The organism is Chitinophaga sancti (assembly GCF_034424315.1).
Classification (GTDB): Bacteria; Bacteroidota; Bacteroidia; order Chitinophagales; family Chitinophagaceae; genus Chitinophaga; species Chitinophaga sancti.
This window is the reverse complement of sequence record NZ_CP139972.1, coordinates 3,573,540-3,599,800: the sequence shown is the minus strand read 5'-3', so window position 1 is coordinate 3,599,800 and position 26,261 is coordinate 3,573,540. Positions and strand designations below refer to the sequence as shown.

Here is a 26,261-nt window from a genome sequence, read left to right as displayed (position 1 = left end):
TAAAAGGACATGAGAGTATTCATTGTTTCCATCGTCATGGCAATAGGTATATTATGCAAGCATAATGCTATTGCGCAGGGGATTATTTTCCAGGATCTGACGCTTAAACAGGCTGTGGCTAAAGCTGCTGATCCGGCAGATCCAAAGTTGATCTTTGTGGATTGCTACACCAGCTGGTGCGGCCCATGCATTGAAATGGCCAAACAGGAATTTCCTAAAAAGGAAGCTGGTGATTTTTTCAACCCAAAATTTGTGGCTGTTAAATTTGATATTGAAAAAGGAGAAGGCATCGATATCGGTAAGAAATATGATGTCAAAATATTCCCCACATTCCTGATCCTGGATGCAAAAGGAGAGGAGATCAACCGCGTGGTAGGCAAAGCTGGTATAGAAGAGTTCATCGAAAAAGTGAAGTTGGCGATGAAACCTGATAATTCCATGGCAAGCATGAAGGCCGCTTATGAGAAGAATAAGAACATGATTACTGCATTGCCTTACGCCAGTGCGCTGGCTGATAATGCAAAGGATCCATCTGCGGTGCTGAATGAGGTTTTTGACGTAGCAATGGACTATGAGCGGTTCAGTGTTGATTACCTGAAACTGGCATTGCAGACAGCGGAATTTGGCAGCCCCTTTTTCAGGAAGTTGATGTGGAATAAGAGAAATATCGACCTGGCATTGGGTGAGGAAGTGGCTAACCAGATGATTTTTGATAAGGTGCGCAAACACATGTACCTGATCGCTAACGGAAATGGCGCGAGGTACAATGTTTACTACACACCTCAGCAGGTGGAGGACATCTTGTATACCATTTCATTGCTGAAGATGGACCCCATGAAGCAGGAGCTGCATATCTGCAGGATTGCGCTGTATGTGGTCAACAAGGACCTGGATGGAATGATCGACTACTATAAGCGCTACATAGTGAGTTTGCCAGACAACGATGCGTTTAAAGGAATACTGGAAGGTATTTTGTCGAGCAAAATCCCTCAGGCTACTCCTGCTCAGAAAGCTGCTATCAGGGAGTATTACCAGCTGGGCCAAAAGAACTATGAAAGGCAGCTAAAGCACTACCAGGAAATGTCAGCGTCAATGAGTAAGTAAGCTGGTGTAAACATGTTGCAGATACTTCAAATAAGAGAGAAATGAGGTTTTATTCAAAAGCATATACAATCAAATTAACCGTTCTGTTGGCAATGAACATTATGTTTATGGCTGGTATGGCGGTTGGGCAGGGGTTCACAGATGATGCAAAGATAGCTGCAGACTTCCTGCATTCCTTTGACTCCTTATCTGCAAAAGGTGGCAGCATCAATGCAGAAGAGGTACAAACAGCACTGTTGGCAGAACGGAGTGGCGTAAGCCTTAACCTGGCAAAGCCGGCCTTGAAGGAATTGACGGGACATGAGTTGTATGAAAAAGCAAAAAGTGCGACGGTGATAACCGGGGTCGCTTACCTGTGCCCCAGGTGTTCCAATGTACACTTGAGCGAATCTACAGGTTATGTGATCGATCCGAAAGGGATCATTGTCACTAACTACCACGTTGCAGCTTCATATGCATTTATGAAAGATGGCAATAAACCAAAAGGGTTTGTGGTACGTATGGCAAATGGGCATACCTACCCCGTTAAGGCTGTCCTTGCATCATCTAAGAAGAATGACCTGGCTGTGCTGCAATTAGATACCCATGGTGATGTATTGCCATCGCTTGCCCTCGCTGATTCAGCGCTGGTGGGAGATAAGATTTACATCATCGGGCATCCCAAGGGAATTCATTACTATTTGTCACAGGGAAATGTGAATAACAGGTATATGGAAGAAGTTGGAGAGGGTGATAACAAATTCTTCCGGGAAATGCTGTCTGTATCTGCTGATTATGCTACTGGTTCCAGTGGAGGACCGGTGATGGATATATATGGTAATGTGGTAGCCACGGTGGCTAATACGCGTATGTTCCTGCATAGTGATATGAATGCCGGGGTGCAGATGGTGCTGAAGAATACTGTACCTGTAGAATCACTTTGGAAGCTGATCCGGAAATAGCATTGTTTCTTTTATTTTATAAACGGGGCTGTGTCATAAGTAGGATACAGCCCCGTTTTTATTCGGGTTCCTGATGGAATCGTATCGTCTTTTCAACGATTGTCAAGCGGTATTTATCTTATTCAAAGAACGGCATACCAGCTACGGCATATTTTTTCATCCCTGCTTCATTAATCTCTACACCTATACCTGGTTTTTCCGAAACGGTAATAAAACCATTGTTCACCCATTCACCATCATAGGATACGATCTCCCTGAACATGGGTTGCGTATGAAAATAACTCTGCCACTCAAGGATCATAAAATTAGGTACAGCTGCACAGACATGTGCAGAGGCCATTGCACCAAGGAAAGAGGCCACCATATGTGGTGCAAACGGTACATAATACAGGTTGGCCAGGTTAGCTATCCTTTGTCCTTCGCCTAATCCACCACATTTTTGAAGATCTGGCATCACGATGTCTACAGCACCTATCTCCAGCATCTGCCTGAAGCCATAAGCCAGGTATTGGTTTTCGCCTGCACAAATAGGTGTGCTGGTGGAATCAGCGATCAATTTATAGGCTTCTATATTTTCAGCCGGTATTGGTTCTTCCAGCCACATCAGGTTCAATGGCTCCATCCGTTTGGCAACTGCCCTGGCGGAGACAGCATCATAGCGGCCATGCATATCAGCGCAAATATCTATATCCGGGCCTACGGCCTCCCGGGCAGCAGCCAGTTGATCATACATCCGCTGTACTTCTGCCGGACTAGCCGACCAGTTATACAAGTCATACTTATTGGGATCGTTTGCCTGGTCAAGATCGAACTTCATGGCACTGAATCCCATTTTCCTGGCGTTGATCGCCGCTGCTGCAAAATCTGCCGGGCTGGGTAGATGACGCTGATACAAGGCCGTATCACAGTATACCCGCACCTTATCCCGGAATTTACCACCGAGTAACTGGTAAACAGGTAGCTGCAGGGCTTTGCCTGCAAGATCCCATAAAGCAGTCTCTATTGCAGACAATACCGCTACATACATACCAGCCTGCGCACCCTGGAAAACCCCGGATTTTCTAATGTCTTCAAATAAGCGATGCACATTCAACGGGTTTTTACCTACTATGCGGTCGCCAAAATTCTTTACCAGGTGATATGTGCCAAGTATAGCATCTACGCCTTCTCCACATCCCCAGATGCCATGGTTGGTATGGATTTTAACAAACAAACTACCCTGGATGTAAGCACAGTTTACCTTTGTGATCTTCAGGCTTGAAGGAGACGATGCTGTAGGTGTCCGGTCAATTGCATTTTCATATACCTGGCCGAAGATGGATAGGGGAGCCAGCGCACCGGCAATAGCGGCCTTCGTTATAAAAGACCTTCTTGAATGATGGGTTTTCATGACTGCTATTTTATTGGATGAGCATATTTTTGTTGAAGATTACCGATCGCTTCAAATTCATCAGATAATTTGTTGCTTAACTTTTCAAATATGCCGAAGTAATCGGCGTAAATAGCATGATGTGCTGCAGTCGGTTTGAAAATATCAGGAGCATCCACCGCAGGCGCCGCATCATCCAGTGACGGATAAATTCCCATTTCAGTAGCACTTAACAAATAGGCGCCATAGCTTACACTATGGAAATGCTGACGTACCTCTACCGGCTTACTGAATATATCGGCAACCAGCTGGCTGCAAAAAGGAATCGTACCAAAACTGCCATTCAGGGAGAGGCTGTTGGTACTACGTTGCTCACTCAGCGTTTTACCAATGCTATATATTTCATACAGAATACCTTCTATTGTAGCTCGTATAAAATGTCTGCGTTCGTGTTTAATATTCAATCCAAAGTAAGCACCACGGGCATTCGCATTCCATATAGGCGCCCGTTCACCCAACAGGTAAGGAAGGAATAGCAATCCATCCGATCCTATTGGTACATTGACCACTTCCTCCAGTAGTTGCTGCATACTACTCTCTATGTCAAACGGATTGGTAAATTCACCGAATTGTCTTGTGAACCATTCAAAGATATTACCTCCATTATTAGTGGGGCCGCCGGATACATAGCAATTGTCAACAAGCAGGTAATTAAAGAACCGCATTTGTTCATCTTTCAATACAGTCGGCCCCATGACCCTGACGGCGCCACTGTCTTCAATGGTAATACTCGCTTTGGGCTCTCCTTTTTTGATACCATCTCCTAATGTAGCCATGCACCCATCGCTTGAACCAATAAGGATCTTGGTATCGGCAGGCAGGCGTAACGATTGCTGGTAGGCTTTTTTCAATTTGCCTGCTTTTGTAAACACGGGCACCAGTGTCGCTAACTGATCCGCGGTAATACCTGCATAATCTAATGCATCGTCCTCCCAGCGTATGGTATGAATATTCAGCATACCAGTAGCAGAAGCTATGCTGTAGTCTATCATATACTCCCCGGTGAGCTGATGGATAACGTAACTTTTTATTGACAGGTACTTGCTGGTATTGTTGAATCGTTTTGCATCATGATGGCCGATCCATGCTATTTTTAGCAATGGAGACATGGGGTGAATGGGCGTACCGGTTATTTCATACAGCTTTTTCCCGGGTAATGAGTGCCGTAATTCCTGTGCCTCTTTTTTTGCCCGGTTATCAGCCCAGGTAATGGCGTTGCCAATGGGGTTTCCATGCTTGTCTACCGCCAGTACGCTGTGCATAGATGCACAGAAACAAATGCTGGCTACCTTATATTTCTTTGGGTGTATATGTTCATTCAGAATATTCTTCAGTACAAATAGAGTTGTAATAAAGATCTGTTCAGGGTCCTGTTCACTGTGATCTGGTTCAGTATGAAATGTAGTATAATGGCCTTTCATAGAGGCAATGATACCGCCACGAAGATCGTACGCAAACACCCGTATTCCATTTGTTCCTAACTCAATTGTTATAATGCATTCCATAATAGCGGCAATTATATATTACGCAAATGATTTTTTCTGAATTCGCTGGGACGATAGCCCGTTAGCTTTTTAAAAGTGGTTGAAAAGTGTTGGGATGAATAGAAGCCCGTATCCAGCGCAATATCAGTAACGCTGATGTCTGCCCGTTTCAATAATTTAATAGCTTCTGAAATACGGATATTGATCAGGTAATTGATAGGTGAAAATCCTGAATAGCTTTTTACTTTTTCTGTGAATAAGGTGGTACCCATTCCTACCAGACCCGCCATTTCTTCAACGGTCCACTGATGGGCCAGATCCTGGCGCAACAATACCTCCAGCTGTGTAAAGGTTTTGGGGAAGTCGCGTGTAGAATGTGTTTGCCGGGTCATTTTACGCGTGATCTGGATCAGCAGTTCATCTACCTGGTGATTAACGCGTGCCTGGTAGGCCACCTCCATCTCGGATAATTCCGTGTATATGCATTTAATGATTCTGCCAGCTTCCTCAAAGCGACTTAATATAGGCTGATTGTTTAAGTATAGGATTTTACCGATGGCAGCAGCCTCCACCTCAGACAATCCGCTCCATTTGCCGGGTAAGATATACCCATCCTGCTTTTTTAGGGCCAGGTGAATCCAGGAGAAGGAACCTATTTTTAATACATCATTGTCACAACCAAACGGCGTATGCGGCATTATCAATGCTACATCACCCGGATAAAATACATATAGTTGATGGTTGATACGCCACTCAAACCGGCCCTCTATTATATGATATATGCGTAGTCCTACCATGGCTGTGGTAGGAAAAGTATTTTGCTGAATGAAGCCATTCTTCTTCATGCCTAACTCCAGTATATGAGGGAAATGCAGCATCTCTGCTGATTTACCGTGTTGTAGCACAAATTGATTCATATGGGGGTTATCAGGTGATCATGGAATTTAAAATCGTCGCATAGGTTTTTATAAAGGAAAGAAATTTGTTTTATATGCAGGTATAAAATTCAACTCCGTTTTATTTTGGAAGTTTTTGCATGTAATACCAGATAATTTGTACCCTTTAGGATTTCTTACCATCCAATTTACGTTATGAAGAAAATTTCCCGCGTTAGTACACCCCACTTTGCAGGTTGCTGCTTGTTTGTCGCTTTCAGTTTTATCTTTTCTTTTTCCCATGCCCAAACCATTATTGGAACCGTGACTGATGAAAAGGGCGCTAAACTACCTGGTGTCTCCATTGTGATGAAAGGTAGTTCACAGGGAACTACTTCTGATAACACCGGCAGGTATAGTATCCGGGCACCCGCCAATGCTACACTTGTTTTTAGCTTCATGGGTTTTAAGAAAGCAGAAGTCATGATTGGAAACCGGGCAGTAGTAGATATATCCATGGCTGCCGACAACCAGAATCTTAGCGAAGTGATTGTAACCGCACTGGGTATAAAGAAGCAATCCCGTAGCCTGGGCTATGCTGCTACCAGTGTTAAACCCGAAGAATTAAGCGTGAACCGCACCAGTAATGTCATGAATGCACTGCAGGGGAAAGTAGCCGGGGTGAACATCTCATCATTGGGAACCGGCCCGGGGGGAACTTCCAAGATCCGCATTCGCGGGCAGTCGTCTATTTCTGGACAGAACAATCCATTGATTGTAATAAACGGTGTTCCGGTAGACAATACGAACTTCAACGATAATACCACCGGGGTTAAAGGAGGAGGCGTATTCTCAGATGGTGGGGATGGACTGTCGAGCATCAATCCTGATGACATTGAGAACATGACCATATTAAAAGGCGCGCCGGCATCTGCCCTGTATGGTTCCCGGGCCAAGGATGGTGTGGTCATGATCACAACAAAGACCAAAGGAAAAACAAATGGGATCGGAGTTAGCTACAACCTGAACTATTCCAACGATGCACCGCTTGACTTCACGGACTACCAGCAATTGTATGGACAGGGTGAAAATGGAAAACGCCCCACAGCTCCCAACCCTACTTCGGGCCAATGGTCATTCGGTGAAAAATTTGCGCCCGGGATGACCCAGATCCTCTTTAATAATTTAACTGTACCCTACGTACCACAAGGTAGCCGTATAAAGGAATTTTACCGGCATGGGCAAAATATTGCCAATACCGTTGCCTTTGAAAGCAGCAGTGATAAAGGCGGCTTTCGGATGTCACTGAACAATACGCAGAACCAGGGAATTATGCCCAATAATACCTTTAACCGTAAATCCATGAACCTGGGTTTTAGTTACAACCTGTCAGCACAGTTTTCGATAGCAGGAAATGTGAATTATTCACGGGAAGTCAATAGCAATCCGCCAAATATCGCCAACCAGGATAATTCCATTCCTACTACACTCATGGCGATGTCCACCTCCATGCCCTTATCTGTGCTGGATGAAAACAAATACAATGCAGCAGGTAATGAATATAACTGGTCCAGGTTCACTAATCGTACAAATCCGTATTGGGTACTGGCAGAACAATTTCACAACATAAAAAGAGATCGTATTTTCGGCAATGTAACCCTGAAATACAACCTGAGCTCCTGGCTGAGTGTACAGGGCCGGTTTGGGCAGGACTACTGGTCGCGGGATGAGGATGTAAATAATTTCCCTACAGGTCAGGCCTCCAGGGCCGCAGCACCACCCGGTTTTGTAAACGGGCTGTATACGCAGGAGTCAAGACGATTCAGGGAAACTAATCTTGACTTTCTTTTCAATGCAAACAAAAAGTTCGGTGAGCTGGAAGTGAATCTGAATGCAGGTGGTAACCGTATGCGCAAACGAACTGACATCAATAATGTGGTGGTCACTGATTTTATCACCAGGGGTATATATACGGTGCAAAATGGACGTTCCAAGGATCCTGTTTATACCAGGATAGAGCAGGGGGTAAATTCTTTGTATAGTTCCGTTGAACTGGGTTTTCATCAAACCTACTACCTTAACGGTACCCTGCGCAACGATTGGTTCTCTACCCTGTCACCTGAGAACAGGAGTATTATATATCCATCTTTGTCCGGTAGTTATGTCTTTTCCGAACACCTGCCTAAATTGGGGTGGTTAAATTTTGGTAAGCTCCGTTTAGGATATGCTGAAGTAGGTAGTGACGGTGATGTAGCACCCTATTCCAACCAGTTATTTTATCTTCCCAATGCCAACTTTATCAATAACCCCAATGGGCAGCCGGTACCTGTAGGCACCAGTGCTATCAGCAATAACGTGACTGGTACTACCTTGCCAAATGCTAAGCTGCGGCCCAGCAGGGTAGCTGAAGTAGAAGCCGGTTTGGAAATGAAACTGTTCGACAGCCGCGTGAATGTTGACCTGGCCGTATACCGCAAGATCACCAGCAACCAGATCGTACTTGTACAGATCTCCGATGCCTCGGGTTATCTCAACAGGCCCATTAACAGTGGAAAAAGCCGTAACCACGGATTTGAATTGGTGCTGAACCTGGTGCCTGTCCGAAGCCGGAATTTGAGCTGGGAGTTTACCGCCAATACTTCTTATAACATTACCAGGGTACTTAGCATCATCACGGATAAACCGGGCGAACGTATCACCACCGCCACACATGTTTTTAACGGGGAGACCAGGCATGTAGTGGGAAAGGAAATAGGACAGATTGCCGGTTATGGATATGCATATAATGAGAAAGGGCAGCAAATATTTCAATCAAATGGCCTGCCTCAACGTACAGCTGATTTCATATTATATGGTAGTGCCCTGCCCAAATGGGTAGGTGGATTTTTGAATACCTTCAATTACAAGGGATTCAGACTGAGCGTTTTTATAGACTACAAGTTGGGCAATAAAATGCTGTCAGGTACTAATTTCAATGCTGTGCGGCATGGACTGCACAAAATGACGTTGGAGGGAAGAGAAGGTGGTGTGAAAGGAGTAGGTGTAGATGCCAGTGGTGCGCCCAATAATGCCGTGGCTACCGTGCAAACCTATTGGGAACACCTTCGTTCACAACAGATCATTGCTCCGGTTATATTCAACGGAGGTTACTGGAAATTGCGGCAGGTATCATTAGGGTATGATCTTACGAAACATATACCAGCCAGATGGCCTATCAAAGGTGCAAAGCTCGACCTGGTAGCCAACAATGTATTGCTGTTAAAGAAGTGGGTGGATAATATTGATCCCGAAACATTTGGCTTTGGTTCTGACAACCAGCTGGGACTCGAATCGCCGGGTTTACCGACCACCCGTAGCCTTGGATTGAATCTGAATATTAAACTGTAAGCGCTTCCGTTATGAAAAAGATTTTCTTAGTCATTATTATCTGTGGTATTGCTGTTTCCTGTGACAAGGGATTGAGTGATCTGAATGTAAATGAAACGAATCCCACCTCCCTGGATCCCGTCCTCTTGCTGAATCAGGCTATTATCAATACTTCATTTCCTGTAAAATCATTGGTGTTCGATATAGGAATAGTACAGCAAATGATATCACCAAATGGTGGAGTAGTGGCCGGGTCCAATTTTAACCAGGACAGTCGTGATGTAACCACACAACCGATATGGGCCGCTTACTATCAGAGCGTGATCAAAAATACTTATGATGCGCGTACCCGGTCAAAAGATTTGCCCAACAGAAGTAATATTTACAATATGGCGCGCATTTACCAGTCTTATATCTTTATGATACTTACAGATGAATATGGAGATATTCCTTACCAGGAGGGGGGTGCCGGTTTGGTAACAGGAGTGCAGTTACCTAAATATGACCGTCAGCAGGACATTTACCCGGCAATCATCCAGGAACTCACAGCGGCTGCGGAGGCACTCAGTACAGCAGCTGTTATTGAAACGGGAGATGTATTATTTGCAGGCAATGTAGCACAATGGAAAAAGTTTGCCTATTCGCTGTTGTTGCGTGCCGGTATGCGGTTGAGCAAAGTGGACCCGGCTATGGCACAAAAGACTGTGCAGGTGGCTGTAAACGGAGGCGTGATGACTGCCAATGTCGACAATGCATATATCCGGCACGATGCAAATTATACACAACCCATTGGTAGTACCCTGAATGGGGGAGAGGCGGCCAATTTCTACCTGGCCAGGCCATTTGCAGACCAGCTGAAAAATACAGCAGATCCCCGGTTAGCAGCAATCGCCATCCGGTATGTGGGAGCCACCAGTGGAGCTGGTCAAACAGCTGCCGTCGGCACTTCTGACCCTGCCAAACAGGTTGGAATGCCTATCGGGTATGATAATGGTAGCATTACTGCGGCTGTTACTGCTGATGGTCTTGCCAGTTTTTACGATTACAGCCAGGTCGATCGTAGCCGGATCCTTAAAATCTATTCACCCGTGTTCCTGGTCACTGCAGCACAAACGAACCTGCTTTTGGCAGAAGCCCGTTTCAGGGGCTGGATCACTACCGGAAGTACAGCGAAGTATTTTGCTGACGGTATTATCTCTCACATGGACCAAATGGCTACCTTTGATGTAAATTCAGCCATCCGTATTGCAGACCGCGATGCCTATGTAGCAGCTACGCCGCTGACAGCCGGCAATGAACTGGAGCAGATCAACACACAGTACTGGATTGCATCTTTCCTGAATGGCCCCGAGGCCTTTGCCAATTTCAGGAGAAGTGGATTCCCTAACCTCGCTCCAAATATGTATGGACAACCCAATAATCCGGACGTGCCCAACGGAACTTTTATCAGGCGACTCACATACCCGACCTCTGAACTTAGCGTGAATATTGAAAATGTCAACCAGGCGGTTGCAAGGCAGGGGCCTGATAAATTGAGTACAAGGGTCTGGTGGGATAAACCCTGAACCATAATTAATAGCCGATAATAAATTTCACATGAAAAAAAGCATCATTCTACTTTCCATTTTTTGTTTAGCCTACCTGTATGGAGATGCACAGGAGATGGCTACCCAGGCGCCAAATGGCTTCGATTCTCTGCGCAATAATATCAGTCACGGCAGGATTGATACGATCCGGTATCAATCCGGCACGGTAGGTACAATACGAAAGGCCCTGGTGTATACGCCTCCCGGCTATTCTAAAAAGAAAAAATACCCTGTTTTGTATTTATTGCATGGCATTGGCGGTGATGAGAAGGAATGGCTCAATGGCGGCTCCCCACAGATAATCCTGGATAATCTATATGCAGAAGGGCAACTGGTACCAATGATAGTGATTATGCCAAACGGAAGAGCGATGAAGGATGACCGGGCTACCGGCAATATAATGGCCCCTGACAAGGTGCAGGCATTCGCTACTTTTGAGCAGGACCTTTTGCAGGACCTCATTCCTTTTGTGGAAAAGCAATTTCCGGTATTTACTGACAGGGAAAACCGGGCAATTGCAGGACTATCGATGGGGGGAGGGCAATCACTCAACTTTGGTCTGGCGCACCCTGACAGGTTTGCCTGGGTGGGTAGCTTTTCTGCTGCTCCCAATACGAAAATGCCTGAGTTATTAGTGCCGGATCCGGCACTGATAAAAAAGCAATTGAAACTTCTCTGGATTTCATGCGGAAATGATGATAATCTCATTAGCATCAGTAAGCGTATGCACGATTATCTCTATGAAAATGAAGTGCCGCACATTTATTATTTAGAGCCGGGCGGGCATGATTTTAAAGTCTGGAAAAACGGCCTGTATATGTTTTCGAAATTTCTCTTCAAGCCTGTGTCACCCACAGTATTTCAGCATTACACTGTAGCCGGTAGTCCAGCTGCTACCAATGTACGAAATGCCCGGTTTCCACAGGTATTGCCTGATAATCGTGTTGTTTTTCGCCTGAAAGCACCACAGGCAAAACAGGTGCAGGTTGATCTTGGGAGGAAATATGAGCTGTCGAAGGATACAGGAGGTTATTGGATAGCTACTACAGATTCCATCAGTGAAGGGTTTCATTATTATTCATTACTGATAGACGGGGTGGCGGTTGCCGATCCGGCCAGCGAAACTTTTTATGGAATGGGCCGTATGGCTGCGGGTATAGAAATACCTTTTTCCGGTGGCGCTTATTATGCTATTAAAGATGTTGCCCATGGTGATGTACGCATGAAACGTTATTTTTCGCTGGTTACTAATACATGGCGGCGTTGTTTTGTGTATACGCCTCCGGGGTATGATACCAGTACCAGCAGGCGGTATCCTGTGCTTTACCTGCTGCATGGCGGAGGTGAGGATGAACGTGGGTGGAGTACACAGGGAAAGACCGATCTTATCCTGGATAATCTTATTGCCGCACAACAGGCAGAACAGATGCTGGTCGTGATGATGGACGGGAATGTTTCTACCGGCGGATTTAATGAAATGGCATTGCGGGCTTTTGAAAATGAACTGGTCAATGTGGTGGTACCTTTTGTAGATAAAAACTACCGTACGATTACAAATGCAGCACACAGGGCATTGGCTGGACTGTCTATGGGCGGTATTCAAACCCTTTATGCGGGTGTCAATCACACTGATCTCTTTGCTTATCTCGGGGTTTTTAGCTCTGGTTGGTTTGGGGGGCAGCAACCTGTGGCAGAACAACAATATGCTTATATGCAAAAGTCTTCAGGTAAGATCAATACTGATCTGAAGCAGTTCTGGATCGCTATGGGGGGTAAAGAGGATATAGCATACAATAACTGTCAGCAAATGTTGAAAAGGTTTGATGAAGCAGGCGTCAAATATAAATACAGCGAGTATCCTGGTGGCCATACCTGGCCGGTGTGGCGCAATAATCTTTACAAATTTTCCCAACTCTTATTCAGGTGATAATAGGAGAGGCTGTATCATAAGTCCGGTACAGCCTCTCTTATTATTCGTATCCCTGATGGAGTCGGGTAGGCTTTTATTCTTACCGACTGAACTACTTGATTAGAGCTCATCCACTTTTACCTCCATCTTTGCCAGCACCACCTCGCCAAAATGACTCGCAAATGCCACATCTGCTGCATCTCTCCCATAAGCCATAATAATCCGCCCTCCAACCGGCCGCTCCATCAACGCATCAAAAGTATACCATCTATTCCCAACATAAGCCTCAAACCAGGCATGCAAATCCATCGGTTTTAGTTCATGCAGGTATCCGACTACCATCCTGGCTGGTATGTTTATACTCCGGCACAGCGCAATTGCTACATGGGTAAAATCCCTGCACACCCCCATTCTGCTACCCAATACGTCAATCGCTGATGTAGAACTGTTCGTCGTACCATACTGACGGGATAAGTTATTATAACACCATTGTCGGATGGCTTCTACCTGTGCATATGCCGATTGCATATCCTTTACGATCTCCATCGCCTGTTCTGCAACCTTGTCTGCTTCACAGTACCTGCTTGGCAGCAGATATTGCAATACATGATCCGGTAAATCTTCTATTGCTACATATGCCGCAGCTGTATCTACATCAATATCCATATCGCATTCAGCGATCACACTGCTTTCAATCGTAGTAATTCCTGCGGGTAAAATAGTCCGTTGACAAATATTGCCATATCCATCTATGTATTCACTCACCGGCAGCAAGGGTTTCGTCAGAAATGCCTCCTGCCTGACGATCTGGGCACGCTCGCTTTTGGACCGTAACATGAAAATGCTGGTAACAGGGTACTCAGTATGGAATTCAAAAAATGAAGAAGCTTGTAAGAGCATATAACGGAAGGTTTGTATAAAAAGGTCTCAAAATCTTTCGACTGGATGGTTTTTTAAAGCTTGTTATGATGTATGCACATAAAATAGATGACCTCATTACCTTTCTTTTTTAAACAGGAATTTTCGATGCGTAACTCCCCAGGCCGAAATAGCGTCAATTACCGCGCTTAAAGTCTTACCATGTTTCGTTAGTTCGTATTCCACAGTTATCGGCTTCGTAGGCATCACAGTTCGGACCACTATTTCATTTTGCTCAAGTTCCTGTAACTCTTTAGAGAGCATTTTAGCAGCAATACCGTCTATCCCACGCAGCATATCCATAAAACGTACCTTATCATATAGCAGCAGCCATCCAATAATCTGAATTTTCCATTTCCCCGATAACAAGATCATGGTATCCTTTATCGCAATTAATTGCTCTCTACAATCAGGTGCCTGTGAGGCTGTTTTTTTTGCATTCATATGATTCAAATTACTGTAATTACTATTATCAATAGCCACTTGATTTCATCAAGGAAACCAGTTTCTAGAAGGTAACAGATAACAACTGTAAAGTTATGTCAAACTAATTTTATGCTGTAAATATTAGAATCATGCAGAAAGAAAAAAGAATTTATTGGATAATTACTGTTATTGGAATGGCTTTGATTGTGCTTCCATCCTATTTTGCCCCGAGGACCTACTTGATTGAAACCATACACAGACTTAGCTTCCCTGCTTATTTCAATCTTGAATTAGACATCTGTAAGATTGTTGGTGCGGTAATTATCCTCATCCCTGCCATACCCAGGATGTTTAAAGAATGGGCTTATGTCGCTTTCGGAATATTACTGCTTTCCGCAAGCCTGGCACATTGGCTAGCTGATGGTGTTGCAAAAGGTGTGGCACCGCTGATTCCGTTTGCAATTTTATGTGTATCCTATTACTATTTCAGAAAACTAAGTTATGTCAAATAAAACACCTGCAGTAATCGTAGCCTTTCTTTTGACATTGATTGTCGCTAATTTGTTCGGTGAGGGGAAGCAGTTTTATATGGATTCAGTTTTATCAGGCAGAAAGGCTTTTTAAACACTAACTCAATTGTCAGCATTCAACAAAAGTTGGAAGAACCAATTTAATAGTATAACGACCTTCCTTAAACTCCTTTATTCGTTTTTTGATTAAGTATTTATAACTTTTATCGAAGTAAGGAATCTGAAATGTGCTTTTAGAAGAGCACTTAAGAAAAAGTGATCTGTCTTTAGTAGCTAAGATCCTTTTTAAGGCTGCTTTGTTATTTACTTTTTGTAAAATTTCCCATCTTATTGACATCGGTGAGTGAAAACTTTTCCACAATCCTACAGTAAGGTCAAAGCAAGGGGTTTGTATAAAGGCGGGTAGATTTCCTGTTTGAAAATTATTTATACTGTCGGCATATTCATGAAATATCTTAGCTTTTATAGAATCCATACTAACATGAGCCAAATAGATAATTTTTTCATTATTGGCACTGGTTTCCTGAGCGGATATTGAAAGACTCTTAACTAGTATAGCAAAAATAATAATTGTTATTTTCATGTGATTATTTTATTGTTTGCCCATTAAAAATTTATGGATTGCTGCTAACCGCCCTTGCCAAAGCGGTTCCAGATCGCTTAAATGACCGATATGTTCCTTGACCGACATTTGCCGGTGATTAATTGCTGTTCCTGTATATTGGCCACATGCTGAGCCAGTTTTAAAGGGAATGCAGCCAGCCTTTCCGTGAGGGTCTGTATGGCAAGCTCATTGTGTTCAAAATCAAACTTTTTCTCAAACCATTTCATCGTATCCAGAGGTATTGGTTAAAGTTAAGGAAAATCCATGCCGGTGCAGCATTCTTTTGCTTTTACGACCTTCAATGTATTAAACTGGCCTGAAATTGAGCTGCTCAGGAAAGTCAGTCTGGACTTCTCAGGATAACCCCGAAATAGTTTTGCGCATAATTTTGTCCTACACATTGACAGGAAAATTATGACAAATATGCAAAAAGCCTATATCATTACCGGCCCCACTTCAGGCATTGGCCTGGCGACAGCCATGGAACTGGCAAAACATGGTACAGTGATCCTGGTTGGCCGTAATAAAGAAAAACTTGACCGGGTACAAACGGGTATCAGAAAAAACGGACAACAAGCGGTGTCCATCGTTTGCGATATTTCCGATATCAGCAGCGTGCGATTTGCAGCAAAGCAAATCATCGATCTTGGTCTGCCGATAGCTGGCTTGCTCAATAACGCGGGTATCATGTCCCGGAAGGCGCGTAAAAGCGCCCAGGGATGGGATTTAACTTATGCGACCAATCATCTCGGGCCCTTTGCATTGACAGAAGCTTTGGCGCCTCATCTTCCCGATGGCGCCCATGTATTATTTGTGGTATCCGCCATTGAAGATCCAGAGCGTGAACCTGTAAAAATGATGCGACTTAAAGGCGGTCGTTATATCTCTGCCGAGGCCAGCGCCCGTGGGGAATGGCTGGCAGGAGGTTCTAAAATGGCTGGAATGGACGCTTATTCTACCTCAAAGCAATGCATTCTGGTAGCGGCGATGGCTTTGGCACGAGAAAACCCGAGGTTACATGTCAATGCGGTAGAGCCGGGAATAACCCATGGAACCAATCTTGGTGGCGAGGATACCAATGCCATTGTACGTTACCTGTTTGGCAAAATATTTTCATTGATCCCTGCTGTTGCGCAATATAAAAGCACGCCCGAAAAAACAGCCAAGACCATAACGGGTATCCTGACAGACCAGTCGGGGAAAACCGGAGTTTATTTCGATGAGAAAGGTCGGCCTATGCTGGGCTCTAAATTAGCTCAGGATACCGGGTTTCAAGACCGCGTCGTGGCCGAAACCCGGGCTTTACTAACCCAGGTTTAAGCAGATAATGTAAATTTGATAGGCAATGAAAGATGTGAAAACTTATATCATTGGTGAAATATCGGCGGAACAGTTTGTTCCGGAGCATACCTTTTGTTATGTGATCAAAGGGATCATGCGCCTGTATGACGGGAACAAAACCTATGATTTCAATTCGGGACAGGCCGGACTTATTCGCAAAAATAATTTGCTGCGGTATGTCAGGGAGAAGGTAGATGGCGAGATTGCCAAAGTATTCATTACCCTGGATGAAAGCTTTTTGAAAAAATTTCAGGCCGCTCATCAAACTGAGTCCGGCAAATTCAAGTCTACAGAAGCGGTTTTATCCTTGCCGCCTAATGGGCTGTCAGATCATTTTATCCACTCGCTGATTCCCTATTATAAATCCGGTAAGTTGGAGCCGGTATTCGCTAATGTGAAGCGGGAAGAGTTATTACTGATCTTATTGAAGCAAATACCAGAACTGGCGGGGGTATTTTTTGATTACGGTATTCCGCAAAAAATAAACCTGGAAGCGTTTATGAACCGTAACTACAAATTCAATGTAAGCATGGAACGTTTTGCTTATCTGAGCGGACGTAGCCTGTCGGCCTTCAAACGGGATTTTAAAAGCATATTTAACGACGCGCCAAATCACTGGCTCGTATGTCGGCGTTTAGCGGAAGCCTATTTTTTGATTGAAAAAAAACATCAAAGGCCATCTGATATATTTGTGGAACTGGGCTTTGAAACCTTATCTCATTTTTCGTTCGCCTTTAAAAAGCAGTTCAATATTTTACCCTCTGATCTGTTGCGGCGAAAACAGGAGTAATAGAGTAGTGAATAGCTCTTTATATCTTTGAATAAACCTGATCGGTATTTTTTAGCTTTTGTAAAGGTATTTGATCAATTTTTCATAGTATGAAATATGCAAAAAGCGGCTATAAACCGTATATCCATAATCTAAAAATTGAAACTGGTTGTAATGATTAGCACTACAACCAGTTGCGTAATTACTTGTTTATCCAGTCTTTTTTAAGGTAATAGGCCAGATAGATGTCAATCAGATGAATCCCTCCGTATTGAGGATAAGCGGCCAGCAATTTCGCTTTATATTCATCTTTGGTCGTCGTGTTGGCAAGCGTCTTATCTACAAAATCCAGGTATTTCAGGTCTTCTGCTATAATAGATCGGTTGCCTGGATTGCCATGTCCGGGAAGTATGATCGAATAATGTTTCTCACTTTCAATTTTTTTAAGTGCCTTTTTCCATCCTCCCGTATCTCCTGAGATGAATAAATGTGTTTTGTTGTAAACTATATCCTGAGCGATATATGCATTCACAGCCGGAACTTTGATTACTAATGACACCTCATCTTCATTGTGTAATGACTTTTCAAAAATGAATTTCACTCCCTCTATCGTTTGTTCACCAGGTTCCTGTATATGTGTCGGGATGTTCAATGAATTGGCTATGATTGTACCAAATTGTTTCTGCCTTTGCTCTAATGTACTTTTCCCTTCTTTTTCAATTTTTTCTTTTGTCTCTCTTAACGCATACACAGGTGCATCAGGAAAAGCATCACCAAATCCTAAGTAATGATCAGGATGATCATGTGAAATATAAAACCTGGTGATAGGCTTTTTCAAACTGTCTGTTAATGCCTTTACCTGTTGTGCATAGGGTGCAAAAAATTGACCATCCACTACGATAAGCTCATTTGGAAGTTCAATAACATGCGTCGTGTTAGAGAACATTTCCGGAGGAGCAACTAAAGTGAATATTTTTATATCCCTGGTATTGACCGCCAGTACTACATTCGCTTTGGGTAATTGTTGAGCGGTGATATTTGTGATACTCATCACAACGAGTACCAGCATCAGCATTTTTGTCTTCATATATATGATAATTGAGTTAGTGTGATTGTCCACCAAAAAGGATCGGACTGTATATGTCAATAAGCTTTTCTGCCGCATACGATGGATATGCTTCCAGTAGTTCATGCTTATATTGTTCCGGACTGGTAGTATTGGAATAAATAGAGAAGGCCTTTTCAAGGTAATTGATCGCATTGTCAATGTCGGCTTTTTCAGCAGGCCTGCCATGTCCGGGAAGAATCAGGTCATACGCTTCGTCTTCCCGTATCTGATAGAGGACTTTCTTCCAATTATCTATTGGGCCGGTTATGAATGCATGTGCGTTATGGTATAGAATGTCCTGAGCAATGATAATTCCCAGTTCCGGCAACTTAATAACAAGTGTGGGAGGAGACTCAGTATCCAATACACGTTCAAAAATGAATTTAACCCCCTTAATCACCTCTTCACCTGGTTCGACAGTTGCAGTAGGGAAAGCCAGTTGACCGGCTATCAGGTTGCCCATTTTTTGCTTTTTTTCCTGTAGCTCGATAGGACCAGCTTTCAAGATGGACGCTTTGATCTCTGGTAATGCATATACAGTTACATCCTGGAATGCATCGCCCATGCCCAGGTAATGATCCGGATGATCATGTGTTATGTAAAATCTGGATATAGGCTTTTTAAGACTATCGGCTAACTCGCGGAATTCCTGGCCATACTGGGCAAAAAACTGTCCATCAACTAAGATCAGTTGATCGGATAATTCTATGATGTGTGTTGCATTTGCGAATAGTGGTCCGGGAGACACAAAAGAGTGCACCGTCAAATTTGCATTTGATTTGACACGGTAGGTGGTTGAGTGCGGTAATGTAGTAGACATTGTCGATGTTTTTATATCACAAAGTTATTTTCAGTGCCGCCTGTGTATACTATCATTTTGTTTTATTTATTATCAATTTGCATCACAGGTAGAAATTCCGAATTGTAATAGTCTTACTGGTTAGTTGTTTTGGGGCATATTTTTTATTATTTGTGATTCCATGTTATCTTTATGTATGGTCCAGGTGAAATTCGACAAACGCAAATATGGCAGGGAGTTATTAGTTGACTGTTTTCATTTATCTGAAATAGCAGGTAAAAATTTGTTGTCAGGTCAGGTCTATACCATTTCCTTTTATGAGATTTATTTGATTTCAGAAGGAAAGGGATCAGTCACATTAGAAACAGAGGTTATCGATTTTAACGGGCCATCCGTTATATTCCTCTCCCCGGCACAACCCAGGAAATGGGATATTCAAATAGTGCCTGATTGCATGATGCTGATATTCGAAGGAGAATTCATTGAGGCGTTCTTGAAAGATAGTATGTTCCTGAGCCGATTGTACTATTTCGGTAACTACAATTGCTCCCAGTTTGTACCTATTGATAGCATTGAGAACGAACGATATAAACTGTTGTTTGGCTGGATTATGTCTGAAATTAAAAACCTGGTTGAAGATAGTCAACATTTGCTGAGGGCTTATCTGTATGAGCTTTTAATCCTTCTGAACAGAAAGTTTACGGCTCACAACCAGTTGAAAGGTAATTTATACTGGAACACCGATATGATAAGGTTTAAAAAGCTTTTGAAAGAGCATATCAAAGACCGGCAAACAGTAAGGGAATATGCTGACATGTTGCAGATGAATCGAAACCGTTTTAGCCAACTCTGCCGGGATACATTCGGAAAGGATGCTCAAACACTTATCCGCAATGAATTGGCACAGACCTGCAAGTATGAATTGATATCCACTGCAAAGACGATTGCAGAGATTAGTTATGAATATAATTTTTCAGCTCCTTCCAACTTTGTTAGATTTTTTAAGTCAATTGTAGGATGTTATCCAGCTGTATATCGTGAGCAATATGGTAATTGGGGATCACTTCCTGCTGGTAAATCATGAAGGTTCCCAAAACAAAGAAGAGCTATCCTTAAAACCAGGATTGGGTTTACGACTCATCCGGGAAATTGAGCAAGGTAAAACAACCATGCGAATGGATAATGTGAATCAATTACTCAATTTATTTGGAATGGAACTTATACCAGTACCTAAAACAACCTATCATGAGTAAAACTGCAGGAGTATATTATAAAGCTTGAAGTTGGTCATGGTGGTTTTAAATACTCCTCCCAGGTTATCGCCTTTATCGGTATAGGTGCCTGCGATGTGTATTGAATCGCCTTGCTTTGAAGGTAGTAGAATTACGTGAGCAGGTGTAGCGTTTGTCAGGCGGATGGGTTTGTGGAAAGGGGCATCTGTTTGTTTGAATACTGAAATTCCGCCTGGATAACTGAGGTAAACTTTACCCACTCCAGCGAAAAGTGATACATGTTTGCGGTCCGGTGAATATTTAAGGAATATCTTTCTAATTTCGGCCTCCCCCCATCATAGGGAGAGAGAGTTCCATACTGCTGCTCGCAGCTAATGTTTTTGGCGTACTTGTTTCCAGAGCCTGGTGATTTATCTCTATCGCCATGATATTGCCAATATTATTCTTCTCGTCAAGTTCCACGTATATGAACCAGATTTTATCACCAATCTTTTCAAGAGAAGAATAAAGGATCCTGCTGTACGCATTGTTGCCTCCGGAAAGCTTATTTTCCTTTGTCACTTTCATATCCTTGTCGTACCGGAGCAGGGTAACTTTCATCCTGTATTTGTTCCAGTCATTCCCGAAACGGTCTTATCTTCTTTACTGTAGTCAATAAATCCTCCATCCGGGGTGGCGATGTTTGAAAACGGGGCCTCGGAGTCGGACATTGATACATGAAATTGTGGGCCTATGGTAGTCATACAGTAGGCATGCTACCAGGGTTAGTGATAGTTTACATTTTAACATAGGTAAAAGTTGTGTGTTCGAAAGGTATTAATCTTTTTGATACTATGTGTTGAGGAGACTTAGAGGAGAAGGAGACCAGAAGGAGGATAAGAGCTATTTCGGACTAATTCTTAAATAGATATTTAAGTATATTCATCAAAATTTTAACCCCCATGTCACAATATACCAGCAAAACTGGTAAACCTGATAGTACGAGAAAAAGTGCAACCGACACAACAGACCCCCCAGCTTTTTTTTCTAACACACAGGAAACCAATACATTTTTTACACCTCTTGTTCAAGCTAAATCATCAAATAGTAATACAGGTGATCCGGATGAGTCTATAAGGCCCCAAAACCTTATTCAAGGAAGTAGTATTGTTCAGCGACAGAAAGACGGAGAGGGAGAAACGATACCTTTTGAGATCAAAATTCCAAAAGGAACGCTATCTCAGCAGGAATTCCGCCGGTATGCCGAGTTGAAGATCTTTAACAGGATAGTGAATTTCGAATGGGCAGCGAATGCAGGAGCCGCCGAGATCTATCGGGATATATCAAAACATATCGGAGAAACCGTCACATTCAAAGTATCCAGGTCCAGCCTCGCCAAATATAAAACGTCGAACGGAGAGGCTGAGAAAGGCGATGAAACTGTCAGCGAGGGTACCGGGGCGGAAATCGATAAGCGGTTTTATGAGAGTACGGGCATCGCGCCAGGCACCAAAATAAATAAAGGTGAGCAGGGCCGTATCGATATATGGAATGATTTCAAGAAGCAGGTACTGTCGCAAAAACGGAAGCTGGATAACCTCCCTCCTGCGATCAAAGAATTTCTGCGTGCGGATCAGACATTTACCCCTGAAAACTATGCTAAACTTAATGACATTGCCTCATTACTCGATCAGTTCGATGTCGCCGATTTCCTTGATTATAAAAGTAAGATCAGCATTGAAACGACTGATCTTGAAGAATTAAAACGTTCTATTGCCGCGTATCTGGAAGAAAAAAAGAAACGTGAACAGGCACAGGCAGAAAAAGGTAAAATAGAAGATAAAATAGACGGGCTGGAGACTTTGTATAAAAGATACAAAGAGTTCAAAAAGGGTGAGGGAAGTTATAAGGCGATACCTGGTAGCGATGAATTTGGTGTACATGACAATAACCGCGAGTATTTACGGAAAGCAGAAGATGCGGAGCGAATAGCCTTGACAACCGCTATGCAAGCCCATGGCTTTAAGAGTATTGATGATTTTGAACTGTATGTCAATAATTATGAAGCGGCTTTCAGAAAAGAAACGATTGCAATAGCATCAGATCATTTACAACGATATCGCCATGTGCTATTTGAAGCAGAAAAGAAATTAAATGATGATAATTATGTGACCCGGTTATTTAATGAAATAAGTAAATCGGGCGCGAAAGAACATTATGATAAGGCCAGTGAGAAGATATCAGAGGCTATCATGGCAGGAGGTTACTCTGAGAACATTACTGAATACCAGATTCAAAGGCAACTGGAATTGAGTGGAGAATCGGAGGCGGAGAAAAGTGCAGGCGATAAACTGATAACCGGGTTACCATCTGCGAGTCCAATAATGCAGGAAGAGGGATTCAATAAAGAAAAACTTTCCCGTATTAAATCCAAACAAGAGCTTAAAAGTTTCTTACAGGCATATATCGATGAGAAAAAAGAGAGTATTAAAAATACCTGGATAGATATCACAACACATGATGACCGGATCTATGAACTGGGTAATCTGATCAATGTTTCCAAACAGATGCAGGGTGTAACCGATGATAGCATCTTTGAACTGATCATTAAAGATAAGGTCAAAGATCTTGGAACGGTCAAAATATTAAAAGCGGTTTGTTTTGTTGTTATTGGTATCGCGTTGACAATTGCTTCTTTTGGTACAGGTCTTCCCGCTATTCTTGCAGCTGGAGCCTCTCTGGGATTAAGTGTGTATGCTGTTCATGAAGAAATTGAGAAATATAAAACGGATTCAGACGCACATGATGTTGGATTGCTTTCAGATGGCCCTAATCTTGTTTGGGTAGTTTTAGCAATCATAGGAGCAGGAATGGATGCTGCTGCTGTTGGGGCAGCATTTAAGGCAGCCAAACCGCTTTCGGAAGCTGCAAAAGCCTTTAATAAGACACATGATGTAGTGGAGCTGCAAAAATCATTGGCTAAATTATCTACCATTGATGCTAAAATTCAGCAGAATATTGTTAGTGCAGCAAAGGCCAGGGCTGGCTTGCAGAAATCGCTGGAAGCGCTTAAAGCATCAATGTCTGGTCGGATGTTTTCAATGATTGCTCCGGGATCAGAACAAATGTTAAGACTGCTGATAGTCGGGTATGACGTCGTTAAAAAAACTGCGGTTAGGTTCAAAGGCTTCCTGTTGCAATTACAAAAACAGAAGATTATAGCGGAAGTACTCAGCGAAGCAGAAAGAAGCTTTTATCTGGGTGTTTATAATGATATTAAGAAACTGACCGACGCAGATATTGTTAAAATAGAGAAGGACCTTCAGAAAATAGTAGATAGAACAGCGTTAACTGAGAGAAACAGGACAATTGCCCAAAAGATCACTGAGGATCTGAAGGTAAAAGGCAGCTACAGGAAAGCCCCTAATTACCATGCCGATACTTCTCATGGGGTAACGGAAGACCAGGTAAAGAGTATCATCTCCGCACCGGAGGCGGTATTTGAGTCAGGAAATGGTCAGAGGTTGTATTATTTAAAAGATGGTACTATTGTGGTCGTAGAGGGTGGTAAAAGTAGTGCTGGTAATGTTATCACTGCATATGGTAAATTAGGGAAGAAAGGTGAGAGCGGAGCTAAAGCATTGGGTGGTTTAGCTAGCGATCCAGGTGAAGCTGTGACAGAAGCAATGATCCTCGAAGGAAAAATACCTGACAAGGAAGGGTTCTTTGCTCCAGGAAATAAATTATATTGATAAATTTAACCTATGTTAGAATTAGCACTTACAGAAAAAGCAAGTATTACTTTAGAATATAATCAGCAGTTGACTGTTAAACCACAGTTGATACTGGGAGATTTATCGGTTATTCTGACGACCGCTAATACGCCCGCTGAGATGGAGAACGAGAGAGAAGCTGTGATTGGGAGTAAAGAAAAATGGTTACATATGACATCCGCTGATACATTAGGATTTGATGCGGAAAGCAAATTGCTTAAACTGGTATCATTATTTTATCCTGAGCAAAATCTTGTACCCTCCAGTTTAACAAACATAGAGAAAGTTGAAGGTCTTCCGAAGCTGTCTAAGTATTCAGAAGATTTTCAGCTGGAACCATTTCAATACAGGTATTATCATCTGGAAGGAAACATACTTTTATGTTTCAATGATGAATTTGCACAAGCCAGCAAACTGATTGAGGTTTCGGTTTCAAAAGACTTTTCGTTGTTCTTTAGCGATAATCTTTATTGCGGATGGGGATTGTATCATCCTGAAAATTTTATTGATACTGATCCGGAATCTTTGCGGGATGCATTTGATCTTATAACTGATGAAAACTTTGATAAGATTATCAATGAAGATAAAGATGTATTGCAACAGATAGCAGCCCTTCACAATAGAATAAATACTTCGTCAGCTTTAGCACAATGGTTGTTTGATCTTGCGGATAGATATTATAACAAGGAAGAAATGAATCGTTTATTTAAAAAGCCATCAGGTCTTTTGGGTTCTTAAGCCTGACTAAGTTGTCAAATATTTGTTGGAGATTGTTTATACGGGATAGAGGCCAATTTAAAATTTTATTCTTTTTTATCTGGTATGTGTTTTTTTTTAATGCCCCTTTTGGGCCAATCAAATAGGCAGCATAGAACCCTGTATATAACGGTCGAAACTTAAGAACGAGTCTGAAGTTTTAAGGATTTAGAAGGATTGCGTAATGAAATAATCAAACAGTTTCCAGGTTTGCTCAAAAGATGTGGGAAATGGCAATACTATCTATTCTGGTTCCATTATTGTTGAATATGTAGATGCACTGGAGACGGGTGTAGATTTTGGAACCACTCTTATTGACCGTCCAGAATCGCCATCAGGAGGGCTGACAACTTTTGTATTTACAAAAGTTAATATGAACAATTTAAATGCATATGATTCCAGGAGTGTCGTGCCCCCTAATACCCCTCGTGAAACAGCATCTTTGACACGAGATATACTTCATGAATTAGTTCATACTGCAGGACCTAATCATACAGATGACGTAAACCAGGCAAAAGATATTCAAATAATCGCAAAACCTATCATGGCCCGCGACGGATCCCTGATAAGAGTAGACAGAAACATTACTCCTGGAGCCAGTTTGGATTTAATAATACATAGCATAATGAGCTATCCTGGTATTAAGCTTGAAGGGAAAACAATAAACGAATATGTACTGAATAAATTTGATCGAAGTAAGGTAAGTCCAGGACAGGTACTTCAAATTATTAATCAAATAGATATCGATGAGCAAAAAACGAAATAGGAGAGTACTTTTAATCTTTGCCTTACTTTTTTATTTTTTCAAGTCATCAGGGCAGCAACATAGTTGTTGCGATAGAGAAATCAAACCTTTTATTGAAGCTTTTAGGGAAGCAGAATCAGGGGAGATGGACTATACAGATACTTTAAATAAAAGTATACGCCTGATTTTTGAAAAGGAATTCAATGATAGTATTATGGTGATGTTAGATGATAGTATTGTTTACAATTCTATGCTTATAACAAATAAACCTTATGCTCCCAGGGTTAAGCTTATTGATGTGGATTATTCCATGAAAAAGGATACACCACATTTAGTTATTAAAAGAGCAGATGGGAAATGCATGTGGTTCTATCTGATACCAGGTCATCGTGTTGCCTATATTAACTATTTTAAAGATCCAGGGGTGTGGATGGTAGAGCTGTCAAATATACATAGGCAGTATATTTAGGGAATAATAAAGTTAGGAACTATGTACATTTCTATTAATCACGTAACGTGATAGCCGATTCAAAGAAATGGCCCAATAGCAATTAGTTCAAAATTATTATGTAGCGTGATTAAAATTG

Annotated in this window: 23 protein-coding genes; 13 read left to right on the top strand and 10 right to left on the bottom strand. The window is 42.5% G+C overall.

Annotated features, from left to right (window positions below; translation table 11 throughout):
• Positions 1-9 precede the first annotated feature (9 nt).
• Positions 10-1,104: a thioredoxin family protein gene (locus U0033_RS13780; RefSeq protein WP_083571824.1), complete on the top strand. Its 1,095-nt coding sequence runs from the start codon at positions 10-12 to the stop codon at positions 1,102-1,104.
• A 92-nt stretch (positions 1,105-1,196) separates the two neighbouring features.
• Complete coding sequence (locus U0033_RS13775) at positions 1,197-2,045, top strand: S1 family peptidase (protein WP_177318711.1); 849 nt, start codon at positions 1,197-1,199, stop codon at positions 2,043-2,045.
• A gap of 118 nt (positions 2,046-2,163) precedes the next feature.
• Here the strand turns inward: U0033_RS13775 and U0033_RS13770 are convergent, their stop codons facing one another.
• Genes U0033_RS13770 through U0033_RS13760 form a run of 3 tightly spaced genes read right to left on the bottom strand, consistent with a single transcriptional unit; the run spans position 2,164 to position 5,875 of the window.
• A complete protein-coding gene (locus tag U0033_RS13770) occupies positions 2,164-3,435 on the bottom strand; it encodes a mandelate racemase/muconate lactonizing enzyme family protein (protein WP_072364835.1) in 1,272 nt (423 codons plus the stop codon).
• Positions 3,436-3,440: 5 nt separating this feature from the next.
• Entirely contained in the window at positions 3,441-4,979 is a 1,539-nt protein-coding gene (locus U0033_RS13765; protein ID WP_072364837.1) for a gluconokinase, read from the bottom strand.
• Between the two features lie 11 nt (positions 4,980-4,990).
• Complete coding sequence (locus tag U0033_RS13760; protein ID WP_072364840.1) at positions 4,991-5,875, bottom strand: helix-turn-helix transcriptional regulator; 885 nt, start codon at positions 5,873-5,875, stop codon at positions 4,991-4,993.
• Positions 5,876-6,049: 174 nt separating this feature from the next.
• Between U0033_RS13760 and U0033_RS13755 the strand changes: the two genes are divergently transcribed.
• The 3 genes from U0033_RS13755 to U0033_RS13745 are packed head-to-tail and all read left to right on the top strand — an operon-like array spanning position 6,050 to position 12,712.
• Positions 6,050-9,220, top strand: coding sequence for a SusC/RagA family TonB-linked outer membrane protein (locus U0033_RS13755; RefSeq protein ID WP_072364842.1), 3,171 nt, complete (start codon positions 6,050-6,052; stop codon positions 9,218-9,220).
• An 11-nt stretch (positions 9,221-9,231) separates the two neighbouring features.
• On the top strand, positions 9,232-10,764 hold the full coding sequence (locus tag U0033_RS13750) for a SusD/RagB family nutrient-binding outer membrane lipoprotein (protein WP_072364844.1): 1,533 nt from the start codon (positions 9,232-9,234) through the stop codon (positions 10,762-10,764).
• Between the two features lie 31 nt (positions 10,765-10,795).
• Complete coding sequence (locus U0033_RS13745; RefSeq protein WP_072364846.1) at positions 10,796-12,712, top strand: alpha/beta hydrolase-fold protein; 1,917 nt, start codon at positions 10,796-10,798, stop codon at positions 12,710-12,712.
• A 102-nt stretch (positions 12,713-12,814) separates the two neighbouring features.
• Here the strand turns inward: U0033_RS13745 and U0033_RS13740 are convergent, their stop codons facing one another.
• Both U0033_RS13740 and U0033_RS13735 read right to left on the bottom strand, forming a co-directional pair.
• Positions 12,815-13,531: a transglutaminase-like domain-containing protein gene (locus U0033_RS13740; RefSeq protein WP_245801857.1), complete on the bottom strand. Its 717-nt coding sequence runs from the start codon at positions 13,529-13,531 to the stop codon at positions 12,815-12,817.
• A 159-nt stretch (positions 13,532-13,690) separates the two neighbouring features.
• Positions 13,691-14,056 carry a winged helix-turn-helix transcriptional regulator gene (locus tag U0033_RS13735; protein WP_072364850.1) on the bottom strand — a complete coding sequence of 122 codons (366 nt, stop codon included), beginning with the start codon at positions 14,054-14,056 and terminating at the stop codon, positions 13,691-13,693.
• A 131-nt stretch (positions 14,057-14,187) separates the two neighbouring features.
• Between U0033_RS13735 and U0033_RS13730 the strand changes: the two genes are divergently transcribed.
• A complete protein-coding gene (locus U0033_RS13730) occupies positions 14,188-14,550 on the top strand; it encodes a DoxX family protein (protein WP_072364852.1) in 363 nt (120 codons plus the stop codon).
• 127 nt (positions 14,551-14,677) lie between these two features.
• Here the strand turns inward: U0033_RS13730 and U0033_RS13725 are convergent, their stop codons facing one another.
• Positions 14,678-15,151 carry a hypothetical protein gene (locus U0033_RS13725; protein ID WP_072364854.1) on the bottom strand — a complete coding sequence of 158 codons (474 nt, stop codon included), beginning with the start codon at positions 15,149-15,151 and terminating at the stop codon, positions 14,678-14,680.
• A 444-nt stretch (positions 15,152-15,595) separates the two neighbouring features.
• Here U0033_RS13725 and U0033_RS13720 point away from each other — a divergent pair, with 444 nt between their 5' ends.
• Positions 15,596-16,492 (top strand): SDR family NAD(P)-dependent oxidoreductase, encoded by an 897-nt coding sequence (locus U0033_RS13720; RefSeq protein ID WP_245801858.1) that lies wholly within the window; start codon positions 15,596-15,598, stop codon positions 16,490-16,492.
• A 25-nt stretch (positions 16,493-16,517) separates the two neighbouring features.
• On the top strand, positions 16,518-17,303 hold the full coding sequence (locus tag U0033_RS13715; protein ID WP_072364858.1) for a helix-turn-helix domain-containing protein: 786 nt from the start codon (positions 16,518-16,520) through the stop codon (positions 17,301-17,303).
• 181 nt (positions 17,304-17,484) lie between these two features.
• On the opposite strand, the gene U0033_RS13710 is transcribed toward U0033_RS13715, so the two are convergent.
• A complete protein-coding gene (locus U0033_RS13710) occupies positions 17,485-18,369 on the bottom strand; it encodes an MBL fold metallo-hydrolase (protein ID WP_072364860.1) in 885 nt (294 codons plus the stop codon).
• A gap of 16 nt (positions 18,370-18,385) precedes the next feature.
• Positions 18,386-19,210, bottom strand: a complete 825-nt coding sequence (locus U0033_RS13705; RefSeq protein ID WP_072364863.1) for an MBL fold metallo-hydrolase — start codon at positions 19,208-19,210, stop codon at positions 18,386-18,388.
• Between the two features lie 160 nt (positions 19,211-19,370).
• Here U0033_RS13705 and U0033_RS13700 point away from each other — a divergent pair, with 160 nt between their 5' ends.
• Positions 19,371-20,273: an AraC family transcriptional regulator gene (locus tag U0033_RS13700; RefSeq protein ID WP_083571826.1), complete on the top strand. Its 903-nt coding sequence runs from the start codon at positions 19,371-19,373 to the stop codon at positions 20,271-20,273.
• 159 nt (positions 20,274-20,432) lie between these two features.
• Here the strand turns inward: U0033_RS13700 and U0033_RS13695 are convergent, their stop codons facing one another.
• Both U0033_RS13695 and U0033_RS13690 read right to left on the bottom strand, forming a co-directional pair.
• Positions 20,433-20,681, bottom strand: coding sequence for a hypothetical protein (locus U0033_RS13695; RefSeq protein WP_072364869.1), 249 nt, complete (start codon positions 20,679-20,681; stop codon positions 20,433-20,435).
• 55 nt (positions 20,682-20,736) lie between these two features.
• The gene (locus U0033_RS13690) at positions 20,737-21,021 is read right to left on the bottom strand and encodes a hypothetical protein (RefSeq protein ID WP_072364871.1); all 285 of its coding nucleotides are present in this window, start codon (positions 21,019-21,021) and stop codon (positions 20,737-20,739) included.
• A 341-nt stretch (positions 21,022-21,362) separates the two neighbouring features.
• Between U0033_RS13690 and U0033_RS13685 the strand changes: the two genes are divergently transcribed.
• The 4 genes from U0033_RS13685 (at position 21,363) to U0033_RS13670 (ending at position 26,143) form a co-directional block, all read left to right on the top strand.
• Entirely contained in the window at positions 21,363-24,152 is a 2,790-nt protein-coding gene (locus U0033_RS13685; protein ID WP_072364873.1) for a hypothetical protein, read from the top strand.
• Positions 24,153-24,164: 12 nt separating this feature from the next.
• The gene (locus U0033_RS13680; RefSeq protein WP_072364875.1) at positions 24,165-24,911 is read left to right on the top strand and encodes a hypothetical protein; all 747 of its coding nucleotides are present in this window, start codon (positions 24,165-24,167) and stop codon (positions 24,909-24,911) included.
• A 241-nt stretch (positions 24,912-25,152) separates the two neighbouring features.
• Positions 25,153-25,695 (top strand): hypothetical protein, encoded by a 543-nt coding sequence (locus tag U0033_RS13675; protein WP_072364877.1) that lies wholly within the window; start codon positions 25,153-25,155, stop codon positions 25,693-25,695.
• The gene (locus U0033_RS13670) at positions 25,676-26,143 is read left to right on the top strand and encodes a hypothetical protein (protein WP_072364879.1); all 468 of its coding nucleotides are present in this window, start codon (positions 25,676-25,678) and stop codon (positions 26,141-26,143) included. The genes U0033_RS13675 and U0033_RS13670 overlap by 20 nt, the downstream gene beginning before the upstream one ends.
• Positions 26,144-26,261: the final 118 nt, after the last annotated feature.

Bases quoted from the DNA above. Each gene is read 5' to 3' on its own strand.
- U0033_RS13760 (WP_072364840.1), bottom strand. From the start codon at position 5,875: ATGAATCAATTTGTGCTACAACACGGTAAATCAGCAGAGATGCTGCAT.
- U0033_RS13685 (WP_072364873.1), top strand. From the start codon at position 21,363: ATGTCACAATATACCAGCAAAACTGGTAAACCTGATAGTACGAGAAAA.
- U0033_RS13700 (WP_083571826.1), top strand. From the start codon at position 19,371: ATGTTATCTTTATGTATGGTCCAGGTGAAATTCGACAAACGCAAATAT.
- U0033_RS13780 (WP_083571824.1), top strand. From the start codon at position 10: ATGAGAGTATTCATTGTTTCCATCGTCATGGCAATAGGTATATTATGC.
- U0033_RS13735 (WP_072364850.1), bottom strand. From the start codon at position 14,056: ATGAATGCAAAAAAAACAGCCTCACAGGCACCTGATTGTAGAGAGCAA.
- U0033_RS13680 (WP_072364875.1), top strand. From the start codon at position 24,165: ATGTTAGAATTAGCACTTACAGAAAAAGCAAGTATTACTTTAGAATAT.
- U0033_RS13740 (WP_245801857.1), bottom strand. From the start codon at position 13,531: ATGTTACGGTCCAAAAGCGAGCGTGCCCAGATCGTCAGGCAGGAGGCA.
- U0033_RS13670 (WP_072364879.1), top strand. From the start codon at position 25,676: ATGAGCAAAAAACGAAATAGGAGAGTACTTTTAATCTTTGCCTTACTT.
- U0033_RS13765 (WP_072364837.1), bottom strand. From the start codon at position 4,979: ATGGAATGCATTATAACAATTGAGTTAGGAACAAATGGAATACGGGTG.
- U0033_RS13750 (WP_072364844.1), top strand. From the start codon at position 9,232: ATGAAAAAGATTTTCTTAGTCATTATTATCTGTGGTATTGCTGTTTCC.
- U0033_RS13725 (WP_072364854.1), bottom strand. From the start codon at position 15,151: ATGAAAATAACAATTATTATTTTTGCTATACTAGTTAAGAGTCTTTCA.
- U0033_RS13775 (WP_177318711.1), top strand. From the start codon at position 1,197: ATGAACATTATGTTTATGGCTGGTATGGCGGTTGGGCAGGGGTTCACA.
- U0033_RS13690 (WP_072364871.1), bottom strand. From the start codon at position 21,021: ATGAAAGTTACCCTGCTCCGGTACGACAAGGATATGAAAGTGACAAAG.
- U0033_RS13770 (WP_072364835.1), bottom strand. From the start codon at position 3,435: ATGAAAACCCATCATTCAAGAAGGTCTTTTATAACGAAGGCCGCTATT.
- U0033_RS13720 (WP_245801858.1), top strand. From the start codon at position 15,596: ATGCAAAAAGCCTATATCATTACCGGCCCCACTTCAGGCATTGGCCTG.
- U0033_RS13710 (WP_072364860.1), bottom strand. From the start codon at position 18,369: ATGAAGACAAAAATGCTGATGCTGGTACTCGTTGTGATGAGTATCACA.
- U0033_RS13745 (WP_072364846.1), top strand. From the start codon at position 10,796: ATGAAAAAAAGCATCATTCTACTTTCCATTTTTTGTTTAGCCTACCTG.
- U0033_RS13755 (WP_072364842.1), top strand. From the start codon at position 6,050: ATGAAGAAAATTTCCCGCGTTAGTACACCCCACTTTGCAGGTTGCTGC.
- U0033_RS13715 (WP_072364858.1), top strand. From the start codon at position 16,518: ATGAAAGATGTGAAAACTTATATCATTGGTGAAATATCGGCGGAACAG.
- U0033_RS13705 (WP_072364863.1), bottom strand. From the start codon at position 19,210: ATGTCTACTACATTACCGCACTCAACCACCTACCGTGTCAAATCAAAT.
- U0033_RS13730 (WP_072364852.1), top strand. From the start codon at position 14,188: ATGCAGAAAGAAAAAAGAATTTATTGGATAATTACTGTTATTGGAATG.